The sequence below is a fragment of the Rugosimonospora acidiphila genome (genome assembly GCF_039543385.1).
Taxonomy (GTDB): Bacteria; Actinomycetota; Actinomycetes; order Mycobacteriales; family Micromonosporaceae; genus Rugosimonospora; species Rugosimonospora acidiphila.
The window spans coordinates 71,034-95,387 of sequence record NZ_BAABJQ010000027.1; the positions used below are offsets into that span (position 1 = coordinate 71,034).

The following is a 24,354-nucleotide window of genomic DNA, read 5'->3' on the forward strand; positions in this document are numbered from 1 at the left end:
CCGGGGCTCTCACCGTCCAGAGAATCGGACAGCGGGCACCTTACAGCGCGACAACGGTCAATCGCCTCCGGGCGTCACCGACGGCGGTGGTGCGTCATCGGCCGGCGGGGCCGCGATGTCCTTCTGCTCGGGCAGCGGTGGCAGGAAGACGGCGTCGTCGAGCTGGGTCACCGCCGGTGCCGGGTCGACCACCCGCACCGACTCCCGGGAGGCCAGTTGCCGCAGCGTGCCGGCCGGCGCGCGGACCACGGCGGCGTACACGCAGGCGCAGTGCTGCCGGTAGCTGGCCGCCTCGGCCGCGGCCACCCGGTCACCGGTACGGGCGGCCTGCGCGGCACGCTCGCCGGCCACGGTGTTCATGCCGGCTATGACGTCGTCGGGGATCCGGTCCACCGGGATCTTCTCGATCGCGGTCTGCGTGTTCGGCAGCGGTACCCGGGCATACACCTGGAACGACTCGACCCCGGCCAGCACCGGCACCAGCTGCCCGGGTGCCAGGTAGCCGGTGAGCGACACCAGCGCGTACCCGGACTGCCCGGCCGGCATGGCGGACAGCCGGGACTGGCTCGACCGCACGTAGGCGGGGATCGACGCACCCTGTGCCACGCCTACCCGAACCACGTCGCCGGTGTCCGGATCGGCGGTGGCGCCGTGCCTATGGACCAGCACCACCGCGACGGCGATCAGCGCGGCCACCACGGCGACGAGTTGGAACCCGGCCCGCCGGGCACCGCGCGCCAACCGGGACAGCCCCGGGCTCACCAACCCTCGCCGAGCACGGCCAGCGCGTGGCGCAGGTCGTCCGGGTACTCGCTGACGAACCTCACCCGCTCGCCCGTGCTCGGGTGCTCGAACGACAGCTCCCGAGCATGCAGCCACTGCCGCGTCAGGTCCAGCCGGGCGGCCAGGGTCGGGTCGGCACCGTAGGTCAGGTCACCCACGCACGGATGGCGCAGCGCCGAGAAGTGCACCCGGATCTGGTGGGTACGGCCGGTCTCCAGGCGCACGTCGACCAGGCTGGCCGACGCGAACGCCTCGACCGTGTCGTAGTGGGTCACGCTGGGCTTGCCGCCCGACACCACCGCGAACTTGTAGTCATGGCTCGGGTGCCGGTCGATCGGCGCGTCGATGGTGCCGCGCAACGGGTCGAGGTGGCCCTGGACCAGTGCGTGGTACCGCTTGTCCACCTCACGCACCTTGAACGCGCGCTTCAGGACGCTGTAGGCCACCTCACTCTTGGCCACCACCATCAACCCGGTGGTGCCAACGTCCAGGCGGTGCACCACGCCCTGCCGCTCGGCCGCGCCGCTCGTGGCGACCCGCTGACCCATCGCCGCGAGGCCGGCCACGACGGTCGGCCCGGTCCAGCCTGGGCTGGGATGGGCAGCCACGCCGACCGGCTTGTCCACCACGACGATGTCGTCGTCGGCGTACACGATGCGCAGCCCGTCCACCGGCTCCGGCACGACGGCCACCGCCGCGCCCGGCGCCGGCGGCAGGGTTATCTCCAGCCAGGAACCGGCGCTCACCTTGTCCGACTTGGGGCGCGACTGCCCGTCGAGAACGGCGTCGCCTGCCTCGACCAGCGCCGCGGCGGCGGTACGGGACAGCCCGAACATGCGGGACACCGCCTGGTCGAGCCGCATCCCGTCCAGCCCGTCCGGCACCGGCATCAGCCGGCGATCTCCGTCAGTGTTCGCCACGCTGCTCCGTACCGCGTACGCGGCCGCCGTCCCGGCGCCGTCCGAACAACTCCAGCAGCACGGCGAGCACCACGCCGCAGCACAGCGAGGCGTCGGCCAGGTTGAAGATCGGCCAGTGTGCACCGTTGGGGCCGAAGAGGCTGACGAAGTCGACCACGTGCCCCTCGAGGAAGCCCGGCGCCCGGAACACCCGGTCACCGAGGTTGCCCAGCGCGCCACCGAGCACCAGGCCGAGCCCGATCCCCCAGGGGATCGACCGCAGCCGCCGGGCGAGCCAGCCGATCCAGCACACCACGACGACCGTGACCAGCGGGAACACCCAGGTATGACTGGTGCCCATGCTGAACGCCGCGCCGCTGTTGCGGATTTCGTCGAGATAGAAGAAGCCGCCCAACACCTTGACCGGCGGGTGGCCGGTCAGGTTCGCCGTGACCAGATACTTGGTCAGCAGGTCGATGGCCACGACGAACACCATCGTCGCGCCGAGGACGCCTATCGCTGCTACGCGCAGGCGCGACGGCGCCACGGCGGCCGGTGCCGCCTCGTCCGCCACCGGTGCCCCCTCGCCCGGCACGGAGGCACCGTCGATCACGCCGTCGGTACTCAGCGCCGCTCCTCCAGCTGCTTGCAGGTCACGCAGAGGGTAGCCGACGGGAATGCGGCCAGCCGCTCGACCGGGATCGGATTGCCGCACCGCTCACACCAGCCGTAATTGCCCTCACCGAGCCGGTCCAGCGCCCGCTCGACCTGGGTGACCCGCTCCCGGAAGGTGTTGGCGAGAGAGATCTCCTGCTCACGCTCGAACGTCTTGGTGCCGGTGTCCGCCTGGTCGTCGCCGGCCGAGTCGGTCAGCCGGTCGCGCTGGAGCTCGGTGATCTCCGAGACCGTGGAGTCGTACTCCTCCTTCAGCTCGTCCAGGCGGGCGAGCAGTGCGACGCGAATGCTCTCGGTCTCGGCCGCGCTCCGCGCGGTCCTCGGCGCGGCCTTGCCGGCCTTGGCCTCGGTGGCCGCGGCGGTCGATTTGGTAGCGGTGGTCTTGGTGTCCGCTGGCTTGCCCATCGTCGCTCCCTCGGCCGCGTTCTCCGCAGCGATCGGCGGTGCCGGATCGGTTGTCGTAACCGCCTCGCCGGTCGGCGAGGCGATGTGCGTTCGGGGCTGCGCCGCGGTCGGCGGCTGCGCCGGGAGAAGACGGGCACGATCCCCGGCCGTCGACTTTCCGACAGTTGAGGGCTCCCCCACCCTCGCTGAACCTTCTGCGCCAATTGTCCCTGCCGCTGCCGCTGTCGCGACCGCGCCCGATACGGCCTTCCGCGCGGCAGATGCCCGCTCGGCCATGGCATTCCCCCACATGCAAAAACGGGCGCGCAGCGGGGCGCCGCGCACTCCAGAGGTTGGCAAGGATACGGAACGTACGCGCCACCGACAAACATGCCACACGATTTACAGGGATCGACCCGACATATGGGCTTTCCTAACTCGACTCCTCGCGCCCGTCCTCGTGGAACCAGCGCGCCAGCCGTCCCCGCCGGCTCACCGCGCGCAGCCTGCGCTCGGCGGCGTCCCGTACCTCGGCGGTGGCCACGATCAGCAGGCTGTCCCCGGTACGCAGCCGGGTGCGCCGCTCCGGGACGAAGCCCGCGCCGGCGCGCAGCACCAGCGTCACCACCGCACCGACCGGCAGCCGCAGCTCGTCCAGGTACACCCCGGCCAGCCGGGAACCCTCCGGCACGTCCAGTTGCAGCAGGTCGGCCCGCATCCGCTCCAGGGGGGCCGTCTCCACCAGGAGCTCGGTCGCCTCGCTCGGAGCGCCGACGCGCAGCCACCGCGACACCGCCGGCAGCGTGCTGCCCTGCACCAGGGTGAAGACCACCACCAGGACGAACACCACGTCGAAGAGCGCCCGGGCGCCCGGTACCCGCTCCGACAGCGGGATCGTGGCCAGCACGATGGGCACCGCGCCGCGCAGCCCGGCCCAGGACAGGAATGCCTGTTCACGCCAGCCGATCCGGAACGGCGTGACGCTGGCCAGCACCGACAGCGGCCGGGCCACCAGGACCAGCACCGCCCCCACGATCAGGGCCGGTATCACGGCGTGGCCCAGCCGGCCGGGCGAGGCCAGCAGCCCGAGCAGCACGAACAGCCCGATCTGCGCCAGCCAGGCCAGCCCCTCGGCGAAGCCGAGGATCGCCGGCCGGTGCGGCAGCCGGGCGTTGCCCATCGCCACCCCGGCCGCGTACACGGCGAGGAAGCCGGACGCGTGCGCGATCGTGCCGGTACCGTACGCGAGCACGGCCAGCCCGATCGCCGCCAGCGGGTACAGGCCGGCGGCGGGCAGGGCGGCGCGGTGCAGCGCCCACCGCCCCAGCAGCCCGACCGCCAGGCCGATCGCGGCGCCGACCACCAGCTCGTAGCCGACCAGCAGCGCCTGCTGCCACCACGGGTGCGCGCCCAGCGCCCCGGTGGACAGCAGGGTCACCAGCAGCACGACGGGGGCATCGTTGATGCCCGACTCGGCCTCCAGGACCGCGACCGGGCGGCGACGCAGGCGCAGCCGGCGCAGGGTGGAGAAGACGGCCGCCGCGTCGGTCGACGAGAGCACCGCGCCGTAGAGCAGCGCCACGTGCCAACCGACGCCCAGCACCAGCCGGGCCACCACGCCGACGGCGGCGATGCTGACCGCCACGCCCAGTGTCGAGAGCACCACGGAGGGCCCCAGCACCGGGCGCAGCGACGACCACCGGGCGGTCAGGCCGCCCTCGGCGATGATGACGATCAGGGCGCAGGTGCCGAGGGTACGGGTCAGCTGCGCGTCATCGAACCGGATGCCCAGGCCGGCCTCGCCGATCGCGATACCGAGGGCGAGGTACACGAGCAGGCTGGGCAGCCCGAGCCGGGTGGAGACCCGGACGGCGCCGACGGCCACCAGCAACACGGCGGAGGCCAGCAGCAGCGCACTGGTCAGGTCGTGGCCCACTTCGACACCCCCCACCCGGCCCTGGGGGAGGGCCCGGCCGGAGCCGGGCCCCGGCGCAGGCGAGCGCTCCTCACGCGATTGCGGGGAGCGCGGCCGGAGGTCAGGCCCTGCGCGCCTCGGCGAGCATCACCATGTCCGGCTCGCACAGGCCGCACGGGGTGAAGCCGAGTTCGACGGCCTCGCTGACCGGCAGCGGCTCGTTCTCCCGGCCCAGCAGATGGACGCAGGTCGGGTGGTGGTAGCGGGGACGCCCGTCGATGACCAGCACCTCGGTGCTCAGCTGCGCCACCCGGGCCGCGTCCTGCGGCGAGACCAGCTCGGCCGCCGGCTCGTCGGCCGGGTCCTCGTCGGCGAACTCCTCGCCGTCCGGCGCCTCGGGCTCATCGTCTGGTGCGGCACCCGCCCGGGACTGGGTGGGGATGAACACCTGCGTGGGAGCCTCGTCCACCATGGTCGCACCGGCGCCGGTGGGGCTACCCAGTGCTCCGTCCCGCTCACCGGCCGGGCCACCCGGCCGGGAACTCCTGGGTGCCGCCTGGCTGCGCGGTTCGCGCGTCTCCGGGCTCGTCCGGGGGGTGCTCACCGCGGACTGGCTGGTGATGGTGTCGGCCGAGCCGGGGTCACCGCTGCCGCCCGGCGAACCGGTGGCGACGGCGGAACGGTTCGCGGCGGAGCGGCGCGCCCCGACGATCAGCAGGATCGCCGCGAGCAGGCTCGCGGCGATCGAGCCGATCAGGAACGCGTTGGTTCCGCGCACCAACCCGAGGCCAAGCAGACCTACAGCCACGAGAATGAGCAGGAGGCTTCCGACGATCACTACTCATCCTCCCGGACGCGTGGTGATTACCGACTGTTAGCGCTGTCGATTCCTTGACGTCCACCATATGCTGCCCCGGCGGCGGCCAGTCCACCGCCCGTCACCCTGGCAGCCTCAACCTGGTTGAGCTCGGCGTCCAGGCCCTTGCCGTGGTCGCCAAGGTCGCGCAGCTGGCTCTCGAGGTACGCCCGCAGCCGGGTGCGGTACTCCCGCTCGAACTGCTTGAGCTCCTCGATGTGCTTCTGCAGCGCGGAGCGCTTGGCGTCCAGGCCGCCCATGGCCTCCTGGTGGCGCTGGCGGGCGTCGCGCTCCAGCGCGTCGGCCTTCGCCCGCGCCTCGCGGGTGACCTCTTCGGACTTGGAGCGCGCGTCGGACAGCAGCTTGTCCGCCTCCCGGCGGGCGTCGGCGACGTGGTCGTCGGCGGTGCGCTGGGCCATCATCAGCACGCGCAGTGCCTGCTGCTCACCGTCGCCGCCGCCGGCGACCACCGAGGCACCGCCCTGGCTGCGCACCTGCTCCAGCTCGGCCTGCATCGAGCGGGCGGCCTGCTCGGCCGCGGCCTTGTCCCGGTTGATCCGGTCAAGCTGGGCCTTCAGCTCGGCGTTTTCCTGGGCGAGTCGGGGGTCACCGCCGGGGCCGGCGGGGGCGCTCGGGCGTCCACCACCGCGCTCGGCCTGCGCGCGAAGCTCGTTGTTCTCTTCGATCAGACGGGCAAGTTCGCGCTCGACCTCATCCAGGAAGGCGTCGACCTCCTCCTCGTCATACCCCCGCTTACCAATAGGGGGCTTTTTGAAGGCGACGTTGTGCACGTCGGCCGGGGTCAGCGGCATCGAAACTCCTCGGGTCAGTTGCGGCCGCAGGTGGCTGTCAGTCAAGGCAGGGTTCGCCTAGGAGATCAACAGCCGTCTCACGACGTTCATCAGCACGTACAGAATAAGCAGCAGCACAAGGGCCGATAGGTCAACGCTCACGGTACCAACTCGAAGCGGAGGGATCACACGCCTCAACGGTTTGAGGGCCGGATCAGTGACGCTCCACACCGCCTCAAGTGCTGCTGCGGCACCCCGCCGAGGGTGCCAACGCCGTCCGTAGGCGAGGACGGCACTCATCACGAACCTGCCGAGCAAGGTCAAAAGGAAGAAATACAGCACCAGATACACGATCTGGCCAATGATCGATTTCACGTCTCCGCGGGGTCCCTTGGCTCAGCTCTGGTTGAAGAACCCGCCCTCAGCGATCCTGGCCTTGTCCGCCTCTGTGACCTGGACGTTGGCCGGTGAGAGCAGGAACACCCGATTGGTCACGCGCTCCATCGTACCGCGCAGCCCGAACGCCAGACCTGCCGCGAAATCAACCAGACGTTTGGCGTCTGCCTCCGCCATTTCGGTGAGGTTCATGATCACCGGCACGCCGTCCCTGAAGTGCTCGCCTATTGTGCGTGCCTCGTTGTACGTGGTCGGATGCAGCGTGGTGATCTGGTACCGGCGCTCCTCCTCATCGTTCACCACCGCACGCTCCCGCAACTGAACCTGTGGCGCAAGTGCCAGATTGTCCCGGGTCGGGTAGGCCGACATGGTCTGCGACCCGGGTCGCCCGAGTGGGCGCACGGCGGTCCGCTCGGCGCGGCCGGCCTCGCGGGCCTCCGCCAGCCGATCGACGGCCGCCCGGGGACGGACGGGAGCCGGCGCCTCTTCGACCTCGTCCTCGAAGTCGTCGTCGTCGTAGCCGCGGTCCTCATCGTCCTCGATGAGGCCGAGCCATACGCCCGCCTTGCGCATCGCGCCCATCGTCGTCCCTCTCCGCCCTTCAGCACCGCCCCCGGTCGGTGCCGCGCGTGGCCCCGCCTGGACACCAACCCGCTATCGGCCCGTCGCCCGCGTATCGCACGCCATGTGCGGCGACCGATCCCTCGCTCTAGCGGCGAAATCACAACCGTGTAGTTTGGTGTCCGAGCTTGAGGTTACCGCAGCGACGCCCGGTTTCCGAGCAATGCGCTTCCGATGCGTACATGTGTCGCGCCGTATTCGACCGCGGACTCCACGTCAGCGCTCATACCGGCTGAGACGACGGTGGCTGTCGGGTAGTTGACCCTCATCCGATCGGCTATCCCGGCCAGTCGCTCGAACGCCGCGCCCGGATCCCAGTCCACCGGAGCCACGGTCATCACCCCACGCAGCCGCAGCGATTGCGTCACCGCGATCGCCTCGGCCACCTGGTCCAGGTCGGTGTCCGGCGGCCCGCCCAGCCGGGCTCCCCCGCGCGCCGGGTCGCCGTCGATGCTGACCTGCACCAGCACGTCGAGCGGGGACTCGCGGTGCCTGGCCGCCGCCTCGGCCAGGGCGCCGGCCAGGCGCACACTGTCCACGGAGTGAACCAGGTCGGCATACGTGGCCACCGAGCGGGCCTTGTTGCGCTGCAACTGACCGACGAAGTGCCAACGCACTTCCGTCCCGGCGGCCCTGACCTGCGCCGCCTTCGGCGCCGCCTCCTGGTCGCGGTTCTCCCCGACGTCGCCGACGCCCAGGCCGGCCAGGTGCAGCACGTCGGTCGCCGGGTACGTCTTGGTCACCGCCACCAGGGTGACCTCGTCGCGAGGCCGCCCCACGGCGGCGCAGGCGTCGGCGATCCGGCGGCGGACCCGAGCCAGGCTCGCGGCCAGCTCGGCTCGCCGCTCGTCCTGGTCAGGCACCGTTCTTGAGGAAGTCCGGGACGTCGACGTCGTCGAACAGCACGCGCCGTGGCGTCGGGGGCGGCGTCGACGGGGGACGCGTGGGCGCGGAGTTGGTGGTCTCCGGCGTCGGCTGCTTGCGTACCGGCTCGACCGGCTTGTACGCCGGGGTGCCGCCGTCGAAGCCGGCCGCGATCACGGTGACCCGTACCTCGTCGCCGAGCGCGTCGTCGATCACCGCACCGAAGATGATGTTGGCGTCCGGGTGGGCCGCGTCGGTGACCAGCTGGGCGGCGTCATTGATCTCGAACAGGCCGAGGTCGGAGCCGCCGGCGATGGACAGCAGCACGCCACGCGCGCCGTCCATGCTCTGCTCCAGCAGCGGGCTGGAGATCGCGTGCTGCGCGGCGTCGACCGCCCGGTTGTCACCACGGGCGCTGCCGATACCCATCAGCGCGCTGCCGGCCCCGCTCATCACGCTCTTCACGTCGGCGAAGTCCAGGTTGATCAGGCCGGGAGTGGTGATCAGATCGGTGATGCCCTGCACACCGGAGAGCAGCACCTGGTCGGCCTGCCGGAAGGCGTCCATCATGCTGATCCCGCGGTCGCCGAGCGCGAGCAGCCGGTCATTCGGGATGACGATCAGCGTGTCGCACTGGTTGCGCAGTTCCTCGATGCCCGCCTCGGCCTGCACCTGGCGCCGCTTGCCCTCGAACGAGAACGGCCGGGTGACCACGCCAATCGTCAGCGCGCCCAGCTTGCGGGCGATCTGCGCGACGACCGGGGCACCACCGGTGCCGGTGCCGCCGCCCTCGCCACACGTCACGAAGACCATGTCGGCGCCCTTGAGCACCTCCTCGATCTCGTCCCGGTGATCCTCGGCGGCGTTCTTGCCGACGTCGGGATTGGCGCCGGCGCCCAGCCCGCGGGTCAGCTCCCGGCCGACGTCGAGCTTGACATCGGCGTCGCTCATCAGCAGCGCCTGCGCGTCGGTGTTGATCGCGATGAACTCAACGCCCTTGAGGCCAACCTCGATCATTCGGTTGACCGCGTTGACCCCACCGCCGCCAATGCCGACGACCTTGATGACCGCGAGATAGTTCGTCGGTGGAGTCATCGGTACCTTCCCTTTCGACCGAGGCCGGTCTGCAACCTGCGGCGGGCTTGAGCATGAGCGGGGCCAGTTGACACTCCTCGTTACGGCAAAGGTGGCGGCTCCACCCCGACCCCGGAGCAAACCCTCACCCTTTACTAGAGGCTTAGTCTTATGTCAACTGCTTCCTTCGGCAAGGTATGCGCCACCTCCCCGCCATCCAAGGACCGGGCTCGGCGTGTCGCATCCGCGTGCTAATTGACTGTCGCGGTGTTCGGTGCGCTCACGTCGATAACGTCCCCGTTGTGCTGGCGCAGCAGCACGGTGGCCACCGCCGCCTTGACCTCGTCGGAGTTCGCGTCACCCCACACCACCTGCCGGCCGTCGGTCAGCCGCAGCCGGATGGCGTCGGGCGACGGGGCCTCCAGCGTGCCGAGCAGGCTACGCAGGTCACCGGTGAGAGAGGCGAGCACCCGCAGCGCCGCCCGGGTACTCGGATCGGACGGCCCCGGCGCGGACAGCGCCACGAGCGGGAGCCGGTCCGGCCGGCTGGGCACGGTACGGAACACCACGCCGGACGCGTCGAGCTCCTGATACCGCTTGTCGGGCGCGGCGACGACCGCCACCGCGCTGCGTTCGGTGACCGTGACGACCACGGTGGACGGCCAGTGCCGGGTGACCCGGGCCCGCGCCACGGCGGGCAGCGCCTGCACCCGGCGCTGCACCGCGCGCAGGTCGAGCGAGGCGAGCGGCGCCCCGTGCGGCACCGCGGCAGCGGCGCGCACCTGGTCGACGCCCACTATGGCGTTGCCCCGCACCGCGACGTCGCGCACGCCCAGCAGCGAGGTCTGATAGACCACGAGGGCCACCAGGGCGAGCAGCACGATCGCGGCGAGCCCGGCCAGCCACGGTGCGGCGGCCTGCAGCCGGCGGTCCCGGGCGCGTTGGTTGAACCGGCGGACCGATGCCGGTACCGCCTGGGCCGGCGCCCGGACCAGTGTCCAGCGCCGGGCCCCGCGTTCGTCCCCGCGTCCGCTACGCCCGCTCACCCGCCGCCTCCGGGCCCCCGGCGTGCCGCGGTGCATACCCCGGCGCCGCTTCGGCACGGTCGGCCAGTGCCGACAGCAGTTCGTCACCCATCAGCGAGATGGGCGGCGCGCCCATGGTCACCACCACGTCGCCGGCGGTGGCCCGGCGGACCACCTCGGCGGGCACCTCGTCCCACTCCGGCACGAACACCTTGGCCTCGGCCGGCAGGTCGATCGCGGCGGTCAGCGCGGCGCCGCCCTCACCCGGCTCGCGCGCCTCGCCTGGGCCGAAGACCTCCAGCACCACGACCTCGTCGGCGAGGGCGAGCGCGGCGGCGATCTCCGTCTGCATCTCCCGGGTGCGGTACATCCGGTACGGCTGGAAGACCACGACCAGCCGGCCGTCGCCGGCCACGTCCCGCAGCGTGTTGATGGCCGCCGTCATCGACGTCGGGTGGTACGCGTACTCGTCGTAGACCCGGACCCCGTCGACCGTGCCCTTGAGCTCGAAGCGCCGCCGGACGCCGGGAGACGAGGCCAGCGCCTCCACGATGGACTCCAGCGGCACGCCCAGCTTGACCGCGGTCAGCACCGCGGCCGAGGAGTTGAGCCCCATGTGCCGGCCCGGTACCCGCAGCGAGATCTCGCCGAGCGACCGCCCGTCCATGGTGGCCAGGTAGCGCACCCCGCTGGCGGACGTCACGATGTCGGACAGGCGCAGGTCGGCGCCCTCCGACTCGCCGTACGTGTAGACGGTCTGCCCCGCCTCGCGGGCCCGTACGGCCAGCCGCTGGGCACCGGGGTCGTCGGCGCAGGTGACCACGAAGCCACCCGGCTCCACCAGCTTGGTGAAGTCCAGGAACGCCTCCTCCAGCCCGGCCAGGTCGCCGTACGTGTTGAGGTGGTCGGCCTCGATGTTCGTGATGATCGCGACGTACGGGTGGTAGCGCAGGAACGAGCGGTCGCTCTCGTCCGCCTCGACCACGAAGTGCTCGCCGCTGCCGTGGTGCGCGTTGGACCCGACCTCGGAGATCTCGCCGCCGATCACGAACGACGGGTCGAGCCCGGCGTGCTGGAAGATCAGAGTCGTCATCGAGGTGGTGGTGGTCTTGCCATGGGTGCCGGCGATGGCGATGCTGCGCCGGCCGGTCATGGCGGCGGCCAGCGCCTCGGATCGGTGCAGGATCCGCAGCCCCCGGCGGCGTGCCTCGACCATCTCCAGGTGATCGTCGGGGATGGCGGTGGAGTACACGACCGTGTCCACGCCGTCCAGGTTGGACGCCTCGTGGGTCATGTAGATCGTGCCGCCCAGCGCCCGCAGCCCGGCCAGCGTCGGCCACTCGCGCAGCTCGCTGCCCGAGACCGAAATGTGCCGGGTGAGCAGGAGCCGGGCCAGGCCGCTCATGCCCACGCCGCCCACCCCGATCAGGTGCACGTGCCCCAGGTCCTCGGCGGTCAGCTCCCGCTCGATCTGGTTGGTCTTGGTGCTCACGCTCCGACCACCTCGTAGACGTACGAGCGCAGGGCCTCGTCTCCGTCGCGCCGCCCGTAGCTCGCCGCGGCGCGGGACATCGCCGCCAGCCGTCCGGGATCGCGCATCAACGGAATCACCGTCCTTTCGATCCACGCAGGGCTGAGTTCGGAGTCGTCCACCAGGACCCCGCCGCCCGCCTGCACCACGGGCAGCGCGTTCCGGCGCTGCTCCCCGTTGCCGTAGGGTAGCGGAACGTAAATGGCCGGCATGCCGACGGCCGCCGTCTCCGCGCACGTCATGGCACCGCCCCGGCACAGGGCCAGGTCCGCCGCGGCGTACCCCAGCTCCATCTCGGACAGGAAGGTCATGGTCCGGTACGGCACCGGCAGGTCCGACGGGATCTCGACCGGCTCGTTGCGGGCACCCATGATGTGGATGACCTGGATGCCGGAGGAGGACAGCGCCTTCGCGGCCCCGGCCATGGCCAGGTTGATCGACCGGGCGCCCTGCGAGGCGCCGAAGACGAACAGCACCGGCAGGTTCGGGTCGAGCCCGAAGTAGGCCCGGGCCCGGGCCCGCAGCGCGAACCGGTCGAGCCGGGAGATCTGCTCGCGCAGCGGCACCCCGGTCACCCGCGCGTTGGCCAGCGCCGGTATCTGCTGGAGCTGGTGCGGGAACCCGGCCGCCACGTGCTCGGTGAAGCGCATGCCCATCTTGTTGGCCACGCCCACCGGCACGTTCACCTCGTGGATCACGATCGGCGTGTGCCGGCGCCAGGCCGCCAGGTAGGCCGGCACCGAGACGTACCCGCCGAACCCGACCACCACGTCGGCGTCGACCTCGTCGAGCACCGCCCGGGTGGCCTTGGACGCCCGCCACATCCGGTCGGGCGTGCGGACCAGGTTCATGTTGATCGACCGGGGGAGCTGGTACGCCGGTACCAGTCGCAGGTCATAGCCGCGCGGCGGAATGATGTCGTTCTCCAGCCCGCGCGGCGTGCCGAGGCAGGTGATCCGCACCCCGGGGTCGTGACGACGCAGGCAGTCGGCGAAGGCGAGCAGCGGGTAGATGTGCCCTCCGGTACCGCCGCCGGCCAGCACCACCGACCTCACCTGGGGCTTCTGCTGGCTCGGGTTCTGGTAGCCCGGCTCCGGATAACCCGGGTTCTGGTAACCCTGGTTCGGATAGCCCTGGTTCGGATAGCCCTGGTTCGGATAGCCCTGGTCCTGGTAACCCGGGTTCGGGTAGCCCTGAGCCGGCGGGGCCGGGTTCGGGTAGCCCTGAGTCGGGGGAGCCGGGTTCTGGTAGCCGGGGTTCGAGTAGCCCGGGTTCTGGTAACCCGGGTTCTGGTAGCCCGGGTTCGAGTAGCCCGGATCCGGGGAGTTCGGATTCGGGTAGCTCGCCTGGCCGGACCCGACCGGCCTATCCCACGCCATTCTTGGCTCCTCTTCTCACCGCGTTCTTCACCGTGCGCTTCCGGGCAGCCCGCCGAGATCTTGGCAGCGGCGGCAACGGCGCCCAGAGTAGTCGTACCCACCGGTCCGACGGACGTGCATGCAGGGCACGGGCGGCGTCCGGCTCGGCGCGGGCGAACGAGGCGAGCAGCCCTACCGCCGCGAGCGTGACGATCAGGGCGGTACCGCCGGCCGAGATGAACGGCAGCGGAAGGCCGGTGATGGGCAGCAGTCCTACCACCCCACCGATATTGATCGTGGCCTGGCCGACCAGCCACACGGTGATCGCCGCGGCCACCATTCGACGGAACGGGTCGCTGGAGCGCCGGGCGATCCGCAGCCCGGTGTACGCGAGCACCGCCAGCAGGCCGAGCACCACGAAGCAGCCGACCACGCCCAACTCCTCGGCGATGATCGCGAAGATGAAGTCGTTGTGCGCGTTGGGCAGCCAGCCCCACTTGAGCCGGCTCTCGCCCAGCCCCACCCCGAACCAGCCGCCGTCGGCGATCGCGTACAGGCCGTGCAGCCCCTGGTACCCGGTGGAGTCCTGGGCGCTGGCGCTGCCGTGGCCGGCGAACGTGGTGATCCGGGCCACCCGGTAGGACACGGTCAGGATGAGGACGGTGACCGCGGCCAGCCCGAGCGCGCCGAGCCCGGCGAACACCCGCCACCGGACCCCGGCCGCCCAGAGCAGCCCGAGGAACAGGATCATCAGGCACAGCGTGGTGCCGAGATCGTTGATGCCGACCATCAGCACGATCACCGCCGCCACCGGGAACAGCGGGCGGGCCAGCTGCCGCCAGTGCGCGACGGCGGCTCCCTTGGCCTCCAGCACCCCGGCGCCCCACAGGGTCAGCGCCAGCTTGGCCAGCTCGGACGGCTGCATCTGCAGCGGCCCGATGTACAGCCAGTTGCTGTTCAGCTCGTCCGCGTGCAGCAGCGGGCCGATCCCGGGGCTGGACAGCACGCCGATCCGGGAGGCGAGGCTGAGCAGGTCCAGCAGGGCCAGCAACGCGATCGAGACGATCAGCAGGGGCTTACCCAACGAGCGGTAGGTGTCCACCGGCAGCCGCTGGAAGATCCAGAAGGCGACCAGCCCGATCAGCGCGTACAGGGTCTGCCGGGTGACCTGCTGGTACGCGTTGCCACCGTCGGCGTACGACTGCACGCTGGTCGCCGAGAACACCATGACCAGGCCGATCACCAGCAGCAGGCCGGAACTGGACAGCAGCAGGTAGTACGAGGCCAGCGGCCGGGCAAGCACCCCGCGCAGCGCGGCCAGCGGGCCGGAACGCATCCGGGCCCGGTTCCAGTCGCGGGAACGCGCACCCGCCTCGACCTCGGCGGTCATGTGGCCTGCCTACCTCCCCCGTGCCGTTCCAGCTCCCGGTCCTCGATCGGCTCCCCGGTCTGGGTCACCAGGTCCCGCACCGCCGCGGCGAACGCGTCCCCGCGCCGGGCATAGCTGGCGTACATGTCCAGCGAGGCGGCGGCGGGGGCCAACAGCACCGTGTCGCCGGGGCGCGCCAGCTCGGTCGCCGCGCGCACCGCCTCCGCCATCGCACCATCATCGACGCTGGCCACATCCACCACCGGTACCCGCGGGGCGTGTCGCGCCAATGCCTGTGCCACCTCGGCCCGGTCGACGCCCAGCAGCACCGCGCCGGTGAGCCGATCGGCCACGCTGGCCACCAGGTCGGACACGTCCACACCCTTGAGCTGACCGCCGGCCACCCAGACGATGCGCGGGTACGCGGTCAGCGAGGCGTACGCCGCGTGCGGGTTGGTCGCCTTGCTGTCGTCCACGTAGTCCACCCCGGAGACGGTGTCCACGTAGGCGTTGCGGTGCGGCTCCGGCCGGTACCCGGCCAGCCCGTCGCGTACCGCCGCGGAATCCACCCCATAGGACAGCGCCAGCGCGGCCGCGGCCAGGGCGTTGCTCACGTTGTGCGCGCCCGGCGGCCGGATCGCTCGGGTCTCGATCAGGCGCCCGGCGCCGAATGCCTCGTCGTACAGCCAGCCGTCGCGCACGCCGAGTTGGCCGGCGGCCGGATCGCCGAGGGTGAAGCCGATGGTGCGCCCGGTGACCCTGGCCAGTGCCTTGGCCACCCGTACGTCGTCGAGGTTACCCACGGCCACGCCGCCGCGCTCCGGCGTCGCGGCCCGCCAGACCGCCTCCTTGGCCCGGGCGTACGCCTCGAACGAGCCGTGCCAGTCCAGGTGGTCGTCGGCCAGGTTGAGCAGCGCGCCCGCCTGCGGAGCGAGGTCGCGCGACCAGTGCAGCTGGGCGCTGGACAGCTCGACGGCCAGCACCTCGTACCGGCCGTCGGGGTCGCTGGTGTACACCAGCGGCTCGCCGATGTTCCCGAGGGCCGCGGTGGACCTGCCGGCCGCGGTCAGGATGGCCGCGAGCATCGTGGTGGTGGTGGTCTTGCCGTTGGTACCGGTGATGCCCAGCCAGGCCGGGGCGCCCGGGCCCCGCAGCCGCCAGGCCAGCTCGGGTTCGCTGTAGACCTCCAGGCCCCGGTCGGCCGCCGCGGTGACCAGCGGATGGTGCGGCGCGAAGCCGGGGGAAACCACCAGTTCGTCCGCCTCGTCCAGCAGCTCGAGCGGTGCCGGATCGGCGATCACCACGCGCACGCCCGAGGCGGCCAGCTCATCTGCGCCGGGCGACGGCGCGGCCGCCACCACGGTGACGGTCGCGCCCCTGGCCAGCAGGGCGCGCGCCGCGGCCACGCCGGCCACCCCGGCGCCACCGACCAGTACTCGGCTCAATAGAGGTTCCTTAGGAAGTCGCCGTAGAACAGGCCGAGCGCCACCGTCACCCCGATGCCCGCGATGATCCAGAACCGGATCACGATATTGACCTCACTCCAGCCAGCGAGCTCGAAGTGATGGTGCAGCGGCGACATCCGGAACACCCGTTTGCCGGTCGTCCGGAACGAGATGATCTGGATGATCAGCGACATCGTGATGATGACGAACAGCAGGCCCATGACCAGCAGCAGCAGCTCGGTACGGGTGGCGATGGCCAGGCCGCCGATCAGCCCGCCCAGCGCCATGGACCCAGTGTCTCCCATGAAGATCCGGGCCGGGGACGCATTCCACCACAGGAATCCCAACAGGGCCCCGGCCGCGGCCCCGGCGATCAGCCCGATCTCCAGCGGATCTCGGACCTGATAGCAGTACGAGGGAGTGAAGCCGGGCGCGGTGGGGTCGGCGCACCAGTGCCGGTACTGCCAGAACGCGATCAGCATGTACCCGCCGATCACCATCACCGAGGCGCCGGTGGCCAGGCCGTCCAGGCCGTCGGTGAGGTTCACGCCGTTGGTGGTGGACATGATCACCGCCACGAACAGCACGACAGCGGCGACCTTGCCGATGTTGGCCGCGTGGATGTCCCGCACGAACGAGATGTCGGTACTGGCCACCGTCTGCCCGTTGGTCGCCGGGAAGTACAGCGCGACGATGCCGAACACGGCGCCGACGATCACCTGCAGGATCAGCTTGCCGCGCTTGTTCAGCCCGAGGCTGTTGCGCTTGCGCACCTTCAGGAAGTCGTCGATGAAGCCGATGCCGCCGCAGAACACCATCAGGCCGAGCAGCACCAGACCGGTAACGGTCGGCCTGGGCGGCACGATCTGCTTGTCCGGCAGCGTCTTGAGCACCAGATGGCCGGCGAAGTACGCGACCACCGTGGCGATGATGAACACCACGCCGCCCATGGTCGGCGTGCCGCGCTTGCCCGAGTGGGACACATTGATGTCCCGGATCGGTTGAGCCGCTTTGAGTTTGGTGAATCCCCTGATGGCGAACGGCGTCCCGAACAGGGACAGCACGAAGGCCACGCAGGCCGCCACGATGACGGACCTCACGAGAGGCTCTCCGCGTGGTCCGGCTCCTCCGGGGCACGCAGCGCGTCCGCGACCGCCCAGGTGCGGTACCGCGAGCCCTTCACGAGTACGACGTCGCCAGCGCGCAGCTCGTCGCGCAGCAGCGCGACGGCGGCGTCCTGATCGGTCACCTGCACCGACTTCCCTCCCCAATTCGCCACCGCGACCGCTCCGTCGTGGATCGGCGCGGCCTGCTGGTCGACCACGATCAGTAGATCGACGCCCAGCTCGGCGGCCAGGCGCCCGACCTCCTCGTGGCCGGACCGCTCGTACTCGCCCATCTCGGCCATGTAGCCCAGCACCGCGATGCCCCGCGCGGCGGCCCCGTCCGCCCGCTCGGCGTCGCCGCGCCTGCCACGCACCATGTCGATCAGCGCCCGGAGCGCCGCCGAGGTCGAGGCCGGATTGGCGTTGTACGAATCGTCAATGACCGTGACATCGTCGGCACGATCGAAAACATCCATCCTTCGGGTGGACACCAGCCGCAGTTCGCCGAGCCACTCGGCGACATCGGCCGTCGACGCACCCAGCTCGCGGGCGACCGCCGCCGCCGCCAGCGTGTTCGCGACCTGATGGCGGCCGGTGACCCCGAGCCGCACGGGCGCGCCGCCCTCCGGCGTGACCAGGGTGTACGAGGCGCGCCCCCGGTCGTCGAGGCGGACGTCCTCGGCCCGCAGCCGCGCCTGCTCCGACTCGCCGACGAGCACCACCCGGGCCGAGGTACGGGCCGCCATGGCCGCCACCCGGGGATCGTCCGCGTTGAGCACCGCGAGCCCGTCCGGCTCCAGCGCCTCGACCAGTTCGCCCTTGGCGACCGCTATCTGGTCCTGGGAACCGAACTCGCCGATGTGCGCCACGCCGACGTTGAGTACCACGCCGACGTTCGGCGGTGCCGCCTGCGTCAGGTACCGGATGTGCCCGATCCCGCGGGCGCCCATCTCCAGCACCAGGTACCGGGTGCCCGCATCCGCCTTGAGCACCGTGTACGGGTGGCCCAGCTCGTTGTTGAACGAGCCGGCCGGCGCCACGGTCGGGCCCAGCCGCGCGGTCAGCTGCGCGATCAGGTCCTTGGTGGTGGTCTTGCCGGACGAGCCGGTCAGGCCCACGATCGTCAGCTCGGGCAGCCGGTCCACCACCGCCCGGGCCAGGGCGGCCATCGCGGCCAGCGGATCGGACACGATCACCATCGGCACGCCGGGCAACTCGCGGGTGCCGAGCACCGCGGTGGCGCCCGCGGCCATCGCGGTGGGGGCGAAGTCGTGCCCGTCCGCCTTCTCCCCGAGGAACGCCACGAACAGTCCGCCGGCGCCGATCTCACGGGAGTCGAACTCCACCGTGCCGGTCACCGTCGCCGCCGGGTCGGCCCCGGCCAGCCGGCCGGAGACCGCGGCCGCGATCTCGTCGAGCCTCATCGGGATCATCGTGCCTCCTGACTCCGGCCGCCGTCGCGTGCCGCCTCTCCCCCGGGCCCGGAACCGTCCTGGCCGGGCTGCCCGGATTCGTCGCCGAACCGTTCGGTCAGCGCCCGCGCGAGCTCGATCCGGTCGTCGAACGGGTGTACCTCGCCGTCGACCTCCTGACCCCGCTCGTGGCCCTTACCCAGCAGCGCCACGACATCACCGGGCTCGGCGCGAGCGACCGCCTCGGCGATGGCCTGGCGCCGGCCGGGCACCTCGATCACCCGCGCGCCGGGCACCGCCTCGGCGCCCCGCAGCACCTCGGCGCGGATCAGGGCCGGGTCCTCCGTACGCGGGTTGTCGTCGGTGACCAGTACGAGATCGGCGCCCTCGGCCGCGGCCCGACCCATGATCGGCCGCTTGCCCCGGTCCCGGTCTCCCCCGGCACCGATCACGCAGATGAGCCGTCCGGCGTCCGGGTGCCGGAGAGCGGCCAGGGCGGCCACTATCGCGTCCGGCTTGTGCGCGTAGTCGACCACCCCGACCACCGGGCCGGGCGCGGCGACCCGCTCGAGCCGCCCCGGTACGCCCGGGCAGGCCGCGATGCCGATCGCGGCGACCTCGGCCGCCACCCCGGCGGCGACCAGGCTGCCCAGCGCCAGCAGCGCGTTGGCCACGTTGTGCCGGCCGGGCAGGGACACCGCGCCGTCGACCTCCGTGCCGCCCGGCCCGTGTGCCCGAAACCGCTGCCCGAAGCCCGAGGACTCGATCCCGGTGGCCCGCCAGGTCGCGGCCGGGTCGCCGGCCGCCGAATAGGTGATCGTGGACGGGCGCAGCAGGGGCCGCAGCGCCTCCTCGTCCAGGTTGATCACCTCGTACTGGCAGCGCCCGTCGAACAGCATCGCCTTGGCCTGGAAGTACTCCTCGATCGTGGCGTGGAAGTCGAGGTGATCGGTGCCGAAGTTGGTGTACCCGCCCACCGTGAACGCGGTGCCCTCCACCCGGCCCAGGGCCAGCGCGTGGCTGGACACCTCCATCACCACAGCGGCGATCCCCCGCTCCACCGCGACGGCGAACAGCGCCTGCAGGTCACCGGCCTCCGGAGTGGTCCGCTCGGAGTCGATCACGAAGTCGCCCAGCCGGGTCTCCACCGTGCCGATCAGGCCGGTGGACAGGCCGGCGGCCCGCAGCCCGGACTCGATCAGGTACGCGGTGGAGGTCTTGCCCGCGGTACCTGTGATCCCGATCACGGTCAGCTTCTCGGTCGGCCGGTCATAGATCTCGGCGGCGACCCGGCCGAGCAGCGCCCGGGGCTCCGGCACGATCAGCGCCGGCAGGCCCGCCCGCTCGGCGGCCTCGACACCGGCCGGATCGGTGAACACCGCCACCGCGCCGGCCTCGGCCGCCGCCGGCACGAACCGGGCGCCGTGCACCTTCGTGCCCGGCAGCGCGGCGAACAGGTCACCGGGCCGCACCGCGTCGCTGGCGTGGGTGACTCCGCTGACCAGGGTGCCGGGGTCGGCCGCCCCGCCGATCTCCGCGGCGAGCAGGTCGGCGAGGTCGGTGAGCGGGCGCGGGGGCACCGTGCGGGGACGCGGATAGCCGGGCACGGCGTCAGACCCTACCCGCCCCGGGTGAGCGGTGAGCGCAGGGCGGTACACGTCGCGTCATTGGGTCAAAGTGAACGTCGGCACCGCGGTACCGGTCGGCGCCACCCCGTAATGCTGGAGCGTGAACGACATCAGCTGCTGGAACGTCGGCGCGGACACGTCTTCGCTGCCCACGCCGTTGGTGGGGCTGTGCGCGAACACCGCGATCACGTACTGGGGCGCGTCCGCGGGTGCCATGCCGATGAACGAGGCCACCTCGCCGGGCGCGTACGACCCGTCCTTCACCAGGCCACCGGTGCCGGTCTTGCCGGCCACCCGGTACTGCGGTATCGCCGCCTTGCGCCCGGTCGCACCCTTCGCGGTCACCACCGCCTCCAGATCATGACGTAGTGTCGCGGCGACCTGCGGAGTCAGCACCTGGTGAGTCTGCGGCGCCGCGGCCGGGTGGCTCTTGCCGTCGGGGGTAATCGTGCCCTTGACGAGGTGCGGCTGGATATATACCCCATTATTGGCAATTGTCGCGTACACGGCTGCCATCTGCAGCGGAGTGGTCGAAACGCCACGACCAATCGGGATCGAGCCGTAGCTGGAGCCGCTCCAGTTGGACGGCGGCTGGACCAGGCCCGCTGACTCGCCCGGCATGCCCTCTCCGGTCGGCTTACCCAGCCCGAACTTGAGCTGGTAGTTATACAGCGTCTGCGGGGACATCTTGTCCGCCACGCTGATCGCGCCCACGTTCGACGAGTAGGCCAGGATGCCCGGCAGAGTGATCTTGGTGCCGCGGGACAGCGGGGTGGTGTCCGTGTAGGTCACGCCGCCCTTGACGATCGAACTACCCGGGAGCGTGATCGTCGTGTTCGGCTGGATCGCGCCGCTCTGCAGAGCGGCACCCAGCGTGATCACCTTGTGGATCGAGCCCGGGTCCACCGCGATTTGGGTGTTCGCGTCCAGCCGCTGCGCGGCCGTGGAGTCGCCGGGGTTGTCGGCGTCGTAGCTGGGGTAGCTGGCCTGCGCCAGCACCTCGCCGGTGTGGACGTCGATGGCCACCGCCGAGCCGAAGTCGGCGTGGTTGGCGTCCATCTCCTTGGTGAGCACCTGCTGGAACTCGTACTGCAGGTCGCGATCGACGGTCAGCTCCAGGGAACTGCCCGGCTTCGCGAGCGTGGTCTCGTCGTACCCGCCCGGGATGGCCGCGTCCAGGGAGCCCTGCCCCACCTCGAACGTGCGCTTCCCATCGGTACCGGAGAGCAGGTTGTTGTAGCTCTCCTCCAGCCCGACCCGGCCGGTCAGGCTGTCCCCGGGCGCGCCGTCGCTGCTGGCGAAGCCGACCAGGTTCGCGGCCAGGTCGTGCCCGGGCACCTCGAACTTCTCGTCGTGCGCCGCGCCAATTCCCGGCAGGTTGCGGGCCATCACCGCATTGGCGACCGAGACGTCCACGCCCCGGGCCAGGTACTCGAACTCGTCCTTGCTGCCGTCCGCCCGGGTCTTGCGGCTCAGCTTCGGGATCAGCTCCGAGTTCGGCACGCCGAGCAGGTCGCGCAGCGTGTTCGCGATCGACTGCACGTCCTTGGCCGGGATCTGCGACGGGTCGGCGAAGACATACTTGGCGTCCACGCCCTGCGCCAGAACCTGGTGGTCGCGGTCGAAGATCGTCCCACGCTGGGCGAACAGCGGCTGGCTGATCAACCGGTCGTGCAGCCCGGTGAGCGCGTACGAGCGGGCGTCGGTGAGTTGGAGCATGACCAGGCGGCCCGCGATGATCGCGAACAGCACCAGCACGACCGCGGTACCGGCGCGCAGCCGGCGGCCCGGCTCGGCCAGGCGCGGCGGGCGCTTCGGCTTGCGCACCGGCCGGCGCGGCGTGGGGCCGCGCTTGGTGGCGATCCGGCGCGTGGTCGGCGGCAGGCTGGCCCGCCGGCGCTGTGCGCCACCCCCCTGCCGAACGGCGCTGCCCTGCCGGACGGTGGTCCCCGTGCCCTGCCGGCCGGTGGTGCCGGTGCTCTGCCGGCCGGTGGTGCCCTGCCGGCCAGTGGTGCCCTGCCGGCCACGCGTGCTCGCCTGGCGCGTGGTGCTCGCCTGCCGCCCGGCACCGGCCTGCCGGCCCCCACCGGTGGACCGTCCGTCGGCGGCGCGCTTCGCCGGCCGGGGGCGGGCCGGGCCGTCGTCCACCGGGTCGTTGCGCAGCAGTTCGAGGGCGGGCCGGAACGGGTCCCGGCCGGCCCCCTCACGTACCGTCCGGCCCCGGGGGGAGTACCTGCGGGCCTCGGAGATGCCACCGCGGCCACCGGCCGAGCGAGGGGTACCACCGGTGGAGCGGGCGGTACCCGCGCCCGGGGTGTCGCCGGACGACCGGTCGCGCAGCGGCAGCACGTTCGGCTCCGGCGGCTGCCGGCTCGACTGTCGACGGCCGGACGACTGGCCATGGGGTGGGTCGGTGCGGCGGGACGGCACGGCTCAGTGCCCCGCCCCGCTGGTGGACAGCGCCTGGCCGGTGCCGGCCTGCTGGGCGGTGGGGTTCGGCATCCCGTTGGCCGGCTGCGGCATGCCGATCACGGTGCCGTTGGGCAGGGTGATGTACGCCGGCTGGCCGGCGCTGACCATGCCCTGAGCGTGGGCCAGGGCGGCCAGGTTGGTCGGCGACGAGTCGTCCGCCAGCTGCTCGTTGAGCTGCTGCTCCTGCTCGTCCAAGGTGTTCTGCTGGTCCTGCAGGTGAGAGAGCCGGAAGGCGTTCTCGTTGATCTTCGTGTTGAGCACCAGGATGCCCAGCACCCCGGCCACCACCACGACGAGCACGAGCGCCACGAACGGCGCCCGGGGCGCGCTCACCGGCACCGGCGGCGCCACCCTCAGCCGGCCGCGCTCCCCGGCGCGCTTGGTCGACGCCGGTGCCGGCGCGTTCACCGGCGCCAGGGCGGTGGCCCCCTGGGTCGCGTACTGCCTGCTCTGTGTGCCGGCCCGCCGGTCGCCCGGTGGACCCCCTCGATCCGTCTTACGTGCTGGGCTGCGACGGGTGGTCGTCGCGGTCGACTCCCTCATGGCCCCTCCCCCTGCTCGGTTTCCCTCTGGTTGGCCTGGTTGGCCGGCCGCGCGAGACCCCCACGCACGGCCGGTTGGTGCAGTGCCTTGACCGGTGTTCTCTTACGTTCGTCAATACGCTCGGCCGCCCGCAGCCGCACCGAGGCCGAGCGCGGGTTGGCTGCCACCTCCTCGGTGCTGGGCAGCTCCGCCCCCCGGGTCAGCAGCCGCAGCCGCGGGCCGGTGCCGGGCAGTTCGACCGGCAGATCCACCGGGCCGGTGGACCGCGCCCGCTCCGCCATCGACTGCTTGGTGATCCGGTCCTCCAGCGAGTGGTAGGACATCACCGCCATCCGGCCGCCGATCGCCAGGCGGTCCAGCGCGGCGGGCAGCGCCCTGCGCAGCACGTCCAGCTCCCCGTTGACCTCGATGCGCAGCGCCTGGAAGGTGCGCTTGGCCGGGTGCCCGCCGGTGCGCCGGGCCGGCGCCGGAATCGAGTCCCGGACCAGCTCGGCGAGGCGGGCGCTGGACGTGATCCGGCCCCGCCCCCGCTCCCTGACGATCGCCGAGGCGATCCGGGGTGCGAACTTCTCCTCGCCGTACACCCGCAGGACGCGGGCGAGGTCACCGGCCTCGTAGGTGTTGATCACCTCTTCGGCGGTGATCCCGGTGGTCGGATCCATCCGCATGTCCAGGGGTGCGTCCTGGGCGTAGGCGAAGCCCCGCTCGGCCTCGTCCAGTTGCATGGACGAGACTCCGAGATCGAACAGCGCCCCGTCGAGCTCGGGCAGCCCCAGGTCGTCGAGCACCTCGGGCAACTCGTCATACACGGCGTGCACCAGGTGCGTCCGCCCGGCATACCGGGTCAGCCGCCCGCCTGAGATCCGCAGCGCCGCCGAATCCCGGTCCAGCCCGACCAGTACCAGATGGGGATGCCTCTCGAGCACCGCCTCGGCGTGCCCACCCAGCCCGAGGGTGGCGTCGAGGTGCACCGCGTCCCGGCCGGAGCGGCCGGGCGCGTCGAGGGCCGGGGCGAGCAGCTCGAGACAGCGTTCGAGGAGCACGGGAACGTGCTTGCTCGGCTCCTCGCGGGCCGGCCCGCCCAGGCGCCCATCCGGGCGCAGTCCCCCCATTGCCGACCCCCTGTCGAGCTTTTCGTGGCCACCGTGTAGGTTCGCCACGCCCCCGGGCCGTACGGCGTGATTCGCGGTCACTCCGCACGACGTTT

The 24,354-nt window shown here is 71.8% G+C and carries 21 protein-coding genes and 1 pseudogene; all 22 read right to left on the bottom strand.

Features of this window, described 5'->3' with window-relative positions; all coding sequences use genetic code 11:
- Positions 1-57: 57 nt before the first annotated feature.
- Positions 58-762 carry a hypothetical protein gene (locus ABEA87_RS33160; protein WP_345636386.1) on the bottom strand — a complete coding sequence of 235 codons (705 nt, stop codon included), beginning with the start codon at positions 760-762 and terminating at the stop codon, positions 58-60.
- The gene (locus ABEA87_RS33165; RefSeq protein WP_345636447.1) at positions 759-1,673 is read right to left on the bottom strand and encodes an RluA family pseudouridine synthase; all 915 of its coding nucleotides are present in this window, start codon (positions 1,671-1,673) and stop codon (positions 759-761) included. Before ABEA87_RS33165 ends, ABEA87_RS33160 begins: the two co-directional genes overlap by 4 nt.
- Before the next feature lie 16 nt (positions 1,674-1,689).
- Positions 1,690-2,295 (bottom strand): signal peptidase II, encoded by a 606-nt coding sequence (gene lspA / locus ABEA87_RS33170; RefSeq protein WP_345636387.1) that lies wholly within the window; start codon positions 2,293-2,295, stop codon positions 1,690-1,692.
- Positions 2,296-2,306: 11 nt separating this feature from the next.
- The gene (locus ABEA87_RS33175; RefSeq protein WP_345636388.1) at positions 2,307-2,762 is read right to left on the bottom strand and encodes a TraR/DksA family transcriptional regulator; all 456 of its coding nucleotides are present in this window, start codon (positions 2,760-2,762) and stop codon (positions 2,307-2,309) included.
- A 412-nt stretch (positions 2,763-3,174) separates the two neighbouring features.
- On the bottom strand, positions 3,175-4,677 hold the full coding sequence (locus ABEA87_RS33180; protein WP_345636389.1) for a potassium/proton antiporter: 1,503 nt from the start codon (positions 4,675-4,677) through the stop codon (positions 3,175-3,177).
- A gap of 100 nt (positions 4,678-4,777) precedes the next feature.
- Positions 4,778-5,494 carry a hypothetical protein gene (locus ABEA87_RS33185; RefSeq protein WP_345636390.1) on the bottom strand — a complete coding sequence of 239 codons (717 nt, stop codon included), beginning with the start codon at positions 5,492-5,494 and terminating at the stop codon, positions 4,778-4,780.
- Between the two features lie 26 nt (positions 5,495-5,520).
- A complete protein-coding gene (locus tag ABEA87_RS33190; RefSeq protein WP_345636392.1) occupies positions 5,521-6,324 on the bottom strand; it encodes a DivIVA domain-containing protein in 804 nt (267 codons plus the stop codon).
- A 57-nt stretch (positions 6,325-6,381) separates the two neighbouring features.
- Positions 6,382-6,678 carry a YggT family protein gene (locus ABEA87_RS33195; RefSeq protein WP_345636394.1) on the bottom strand — a complete coding sequence of 99 codons (297 nt, stop codon included), beginning with the start codon at positions 6,676-6,678 and terminating at the stop codon, positions 6,382-6,384.
- Positions 6,679-6,699: 21 nt separating this feature from the next.
- Entirely contained in the window at positions 6,700-7,281 is a 582-nt protein-coding gene (locus ABEA87_RS33200; protein ID WP_345636396.1) for a cell division protein SepF, read from the bottom strand.
- Positions 7,282-7,454: 173 nt separating this feature from the next.
- Positions 7,455-8,183: a YggS family pyridoxal phosphate-dependent enzyme gene (locus ABEA87_RS33205; RefSeq protein ID WP_345636398.1), complete on the bottom strand. Its 729-nt coding sequence runs from the start codon at positions 8,181-8,183 to the stop codon at positions 7,455-7,457.
- Positions 8,176-9,279 carry a cell division protein FtsZ gene (gene ftsZ, locus ABEA87_RS33210; RefSeq protein ID WP_345636400.1) on the bottom strand — a complete coding sequence of 368 codons (1,104 nt, stop codon included), beginning with the start codon at positions 9,277-9,279 and terminating at the stop codon, positions 8,176-8,178. The genes ABEA87_RS33205 and ftsZ overlap by 8 nt, the downstream gene beginning before the upstream one ends.
- Before the next feature lie 230 nt (positions 9,280-9,509).
- Positions 9,510-10,304, bottom strand: coding sequence for a cell division protein FtsQ/DivIB (locus ABEA87_RS33215; protein WP_345636402.1), 795 nt, complete (start codon positions 10,302-10,304; stop codon positions 9,510-9,512).
- A complete protein-coding gene (murC, locus tag ABEA87_RS33220) occupies positions 10,291-11,775 on the bottom strand; it encodes a UDP-N-acetylmuramate--L-alanine ligase (RefSeq protein ID WP_345636404.1) in 1,485 nt (494 codons plus the stop codon). The genes ABEA87_RS33215 and murC overlap by 14 nt, the downstream gene beginning before the upstream one ends.
- A complete protein-coding gene (gene murG / locus ABEA87_RS33225) occupies positions 11,772-12,869 on the bottom strand; it encodes an undecaprenyldiphospho-muramoylpentapeptide beta-N-acetylglucosaminyltransferase (protein ID WP_345636449.1) in 1,098 nt (365 codons plus the stop codon). The genes murC and murG overlap by 4 nt, the downstream gene beginning before the upstream one ends.
- A 310-nt stretch (positions 12,870-13,179) precedes the next feature.
- The gene (locus ABEA87_RS33230; RefSeq protein WP_345636451.1) at positions 13,180-14,508 is read right to left on the bottom strand and encodes an FtsW/RodA/SpoVE family cell cycle protein; all 1,329 of its coding nucleotides are present in this window, start codon (positions 14,506-14,508) and stop codon (positions 13,180-13,182) included.
- A gap of 50 nt (positions 14,509-14,558) precedes the next feature.
- Entirely contained in the window at positions 14,559-15,986 is a 1,428-nt protein-coding gene (gene murD / locus ABEA87_RS33235; protein ID WP_345636406.1) for a UDP-N-acetylmuramoyl-L-alanine--D-glutamate ligase, read from the bottom strand.
- Positions 15,983-17,086 carry a phospho-N-acetylmuramoyl-pentapeptide-transferase gene (gene mraY / locus ABEA87_RS33240; RefSeq protein WP_345636409.1) on the bottom strand — a complete coding sequence of 368 codons (1,104 nt, stop codon included), beginning with the start codon at positions 17,084-17,086 and terminating at the stop codon, positions 15,983-15,985. Before mraY ends, murD begins: the two co-directional genes overlap by 4 nt.
- The gene (locus tag ABEA87_RS33245) at positions 17,083-18,525 is read right to left on the bottom strand and encodes a UDP-N-acetylmuramoyl-tripeptide--D-alanyl-D-alanine ligase (protein WP_345636410.1); all 1,443 of its coding nucleotides are present in this window, start codon (positions 18,523-18,525) and stop codon (positions 17,083-17,085) included. Before ABEA87_RS33245 ends, mraY begins: the two co-directional genes overlap by 4 nt.
- 68 nt (positions 18,526-18,593) lie before the next feature.
- Positions 18,594-20,111: pseudogene (locus ABEA87_RS33250) on the bottom strand (UDP-N-acetylmuramoyl-L-alanyl-D-glutamate--2,6-diaminopimelate ligase); the annotation flags it as partial.
- 57 nt (positions 20,112-20,168) lie between these two features.
- Entirely contained in the window at positions 20,169-22,382 is a 2,214-nt protein-coding gene (locus ABEA87_RS33255) for a peptidoglycan D,D-transpeptidase FtsI family protein (protein ID WP_425570998.1), read from the bottom strand.
- A gap of 183 nt (positions 22,383-22,565) precedes the next feature.
- The gene (locus ABEA87_RS33260) at positions 22,566-23,147 is read right to left on the bottom strand and encodes a hypothetical protein (RefSeq protein WP_345636414.1); all 582 of its coding nucleotides are present in this window, start codon (positions 23,145-23,147) and stop codon (positions 22,566-22,568) included.
- A complete protein-coding gene (gene rsmH, locus ABEA87_RS33265; RefSeq protein WP_345636415.1) occupies positions 23,144-24,259 on the bottom strand; it encodes a 16S rRNA (cytosine(1402)-N(4))-methyltransferase RsmH in 1,116 nt (371 codons plus the stop codon). The genes ABEA87_RS33260 and rsmH overlap by 4 nt, the downstream gene beginning before the upstream one ends.
- Between the last annotated feature and the right edge of the window lie 95 nt (positions 24,260-24,354).

Bases quoted from the DNA above. Each gene is read 5' to 3' on its own strand.
- ABEA87_RS33165 (WP_345636447.1), bottom strand. From the start codon at position 1,673: ATGCCGGTGCCGGACGGGCTGGACGGGATGCGGCTCGACCAGGCGGTG.
- ABEA87_RS33175 (WP_345636388.1), bottom strand. From the start codon at position 2,762: ATGGGCAAGCCAGCGGACACCAAGACCACCGCTACCAAATCGACCGCC.
- ABEA87_RS33190 (WP_345636392.1), bottom strand. From the start codon at position 6,324: ATGCCGCTGACCCCGGCCGACGTGCACAACGTCGCCTTCAAAAAGCCC.
- ABEA87_RS33200 (WP_345636396.1), bottom strand. From the start codon at position 7,281: ATGGGCGCGATGCGCAAGGCGGGCGTATGGCTCGGCCTCATCGAGGAC.
- ftsZ (WP_345636400.1), bottom strand. From the start codon at position 9,279: ATGACTCCACCGACGAACTATCTCGCGGTCATCAAGGTCGTCGGCATT.
- ABEA87_RS33230 (WP_345636451.1), bottom strand. From the start codon at position 14,508: ATGCGTTCCGGCCCGCTGGCCGCGCTGCGCGGGGTGCTTGCCCGGCCG.
- ABEA87_RS33245 (WP_345636410.1), bottom strand. From the start codon at position 18,525: ATGATCCCGATGAGGCTCGACGAGATCGCGGCCGCGGTCTCCGGCCGG.
- ABEA87_RS33260 (WP_345636414.1), bottom strand. From the start codon at position 23,147: ATGAGGGAGTCGACCGCGACGACCACCCGTCGCAGCCCAGCACGTAAG.
- rsmH (WP_345636415.1), bottom strand. From the start codon at position 24,259: ATGGGGGGACTGCGCCCGGATGGGCGCCTGGGCGGGCCGGCCCGCGAG.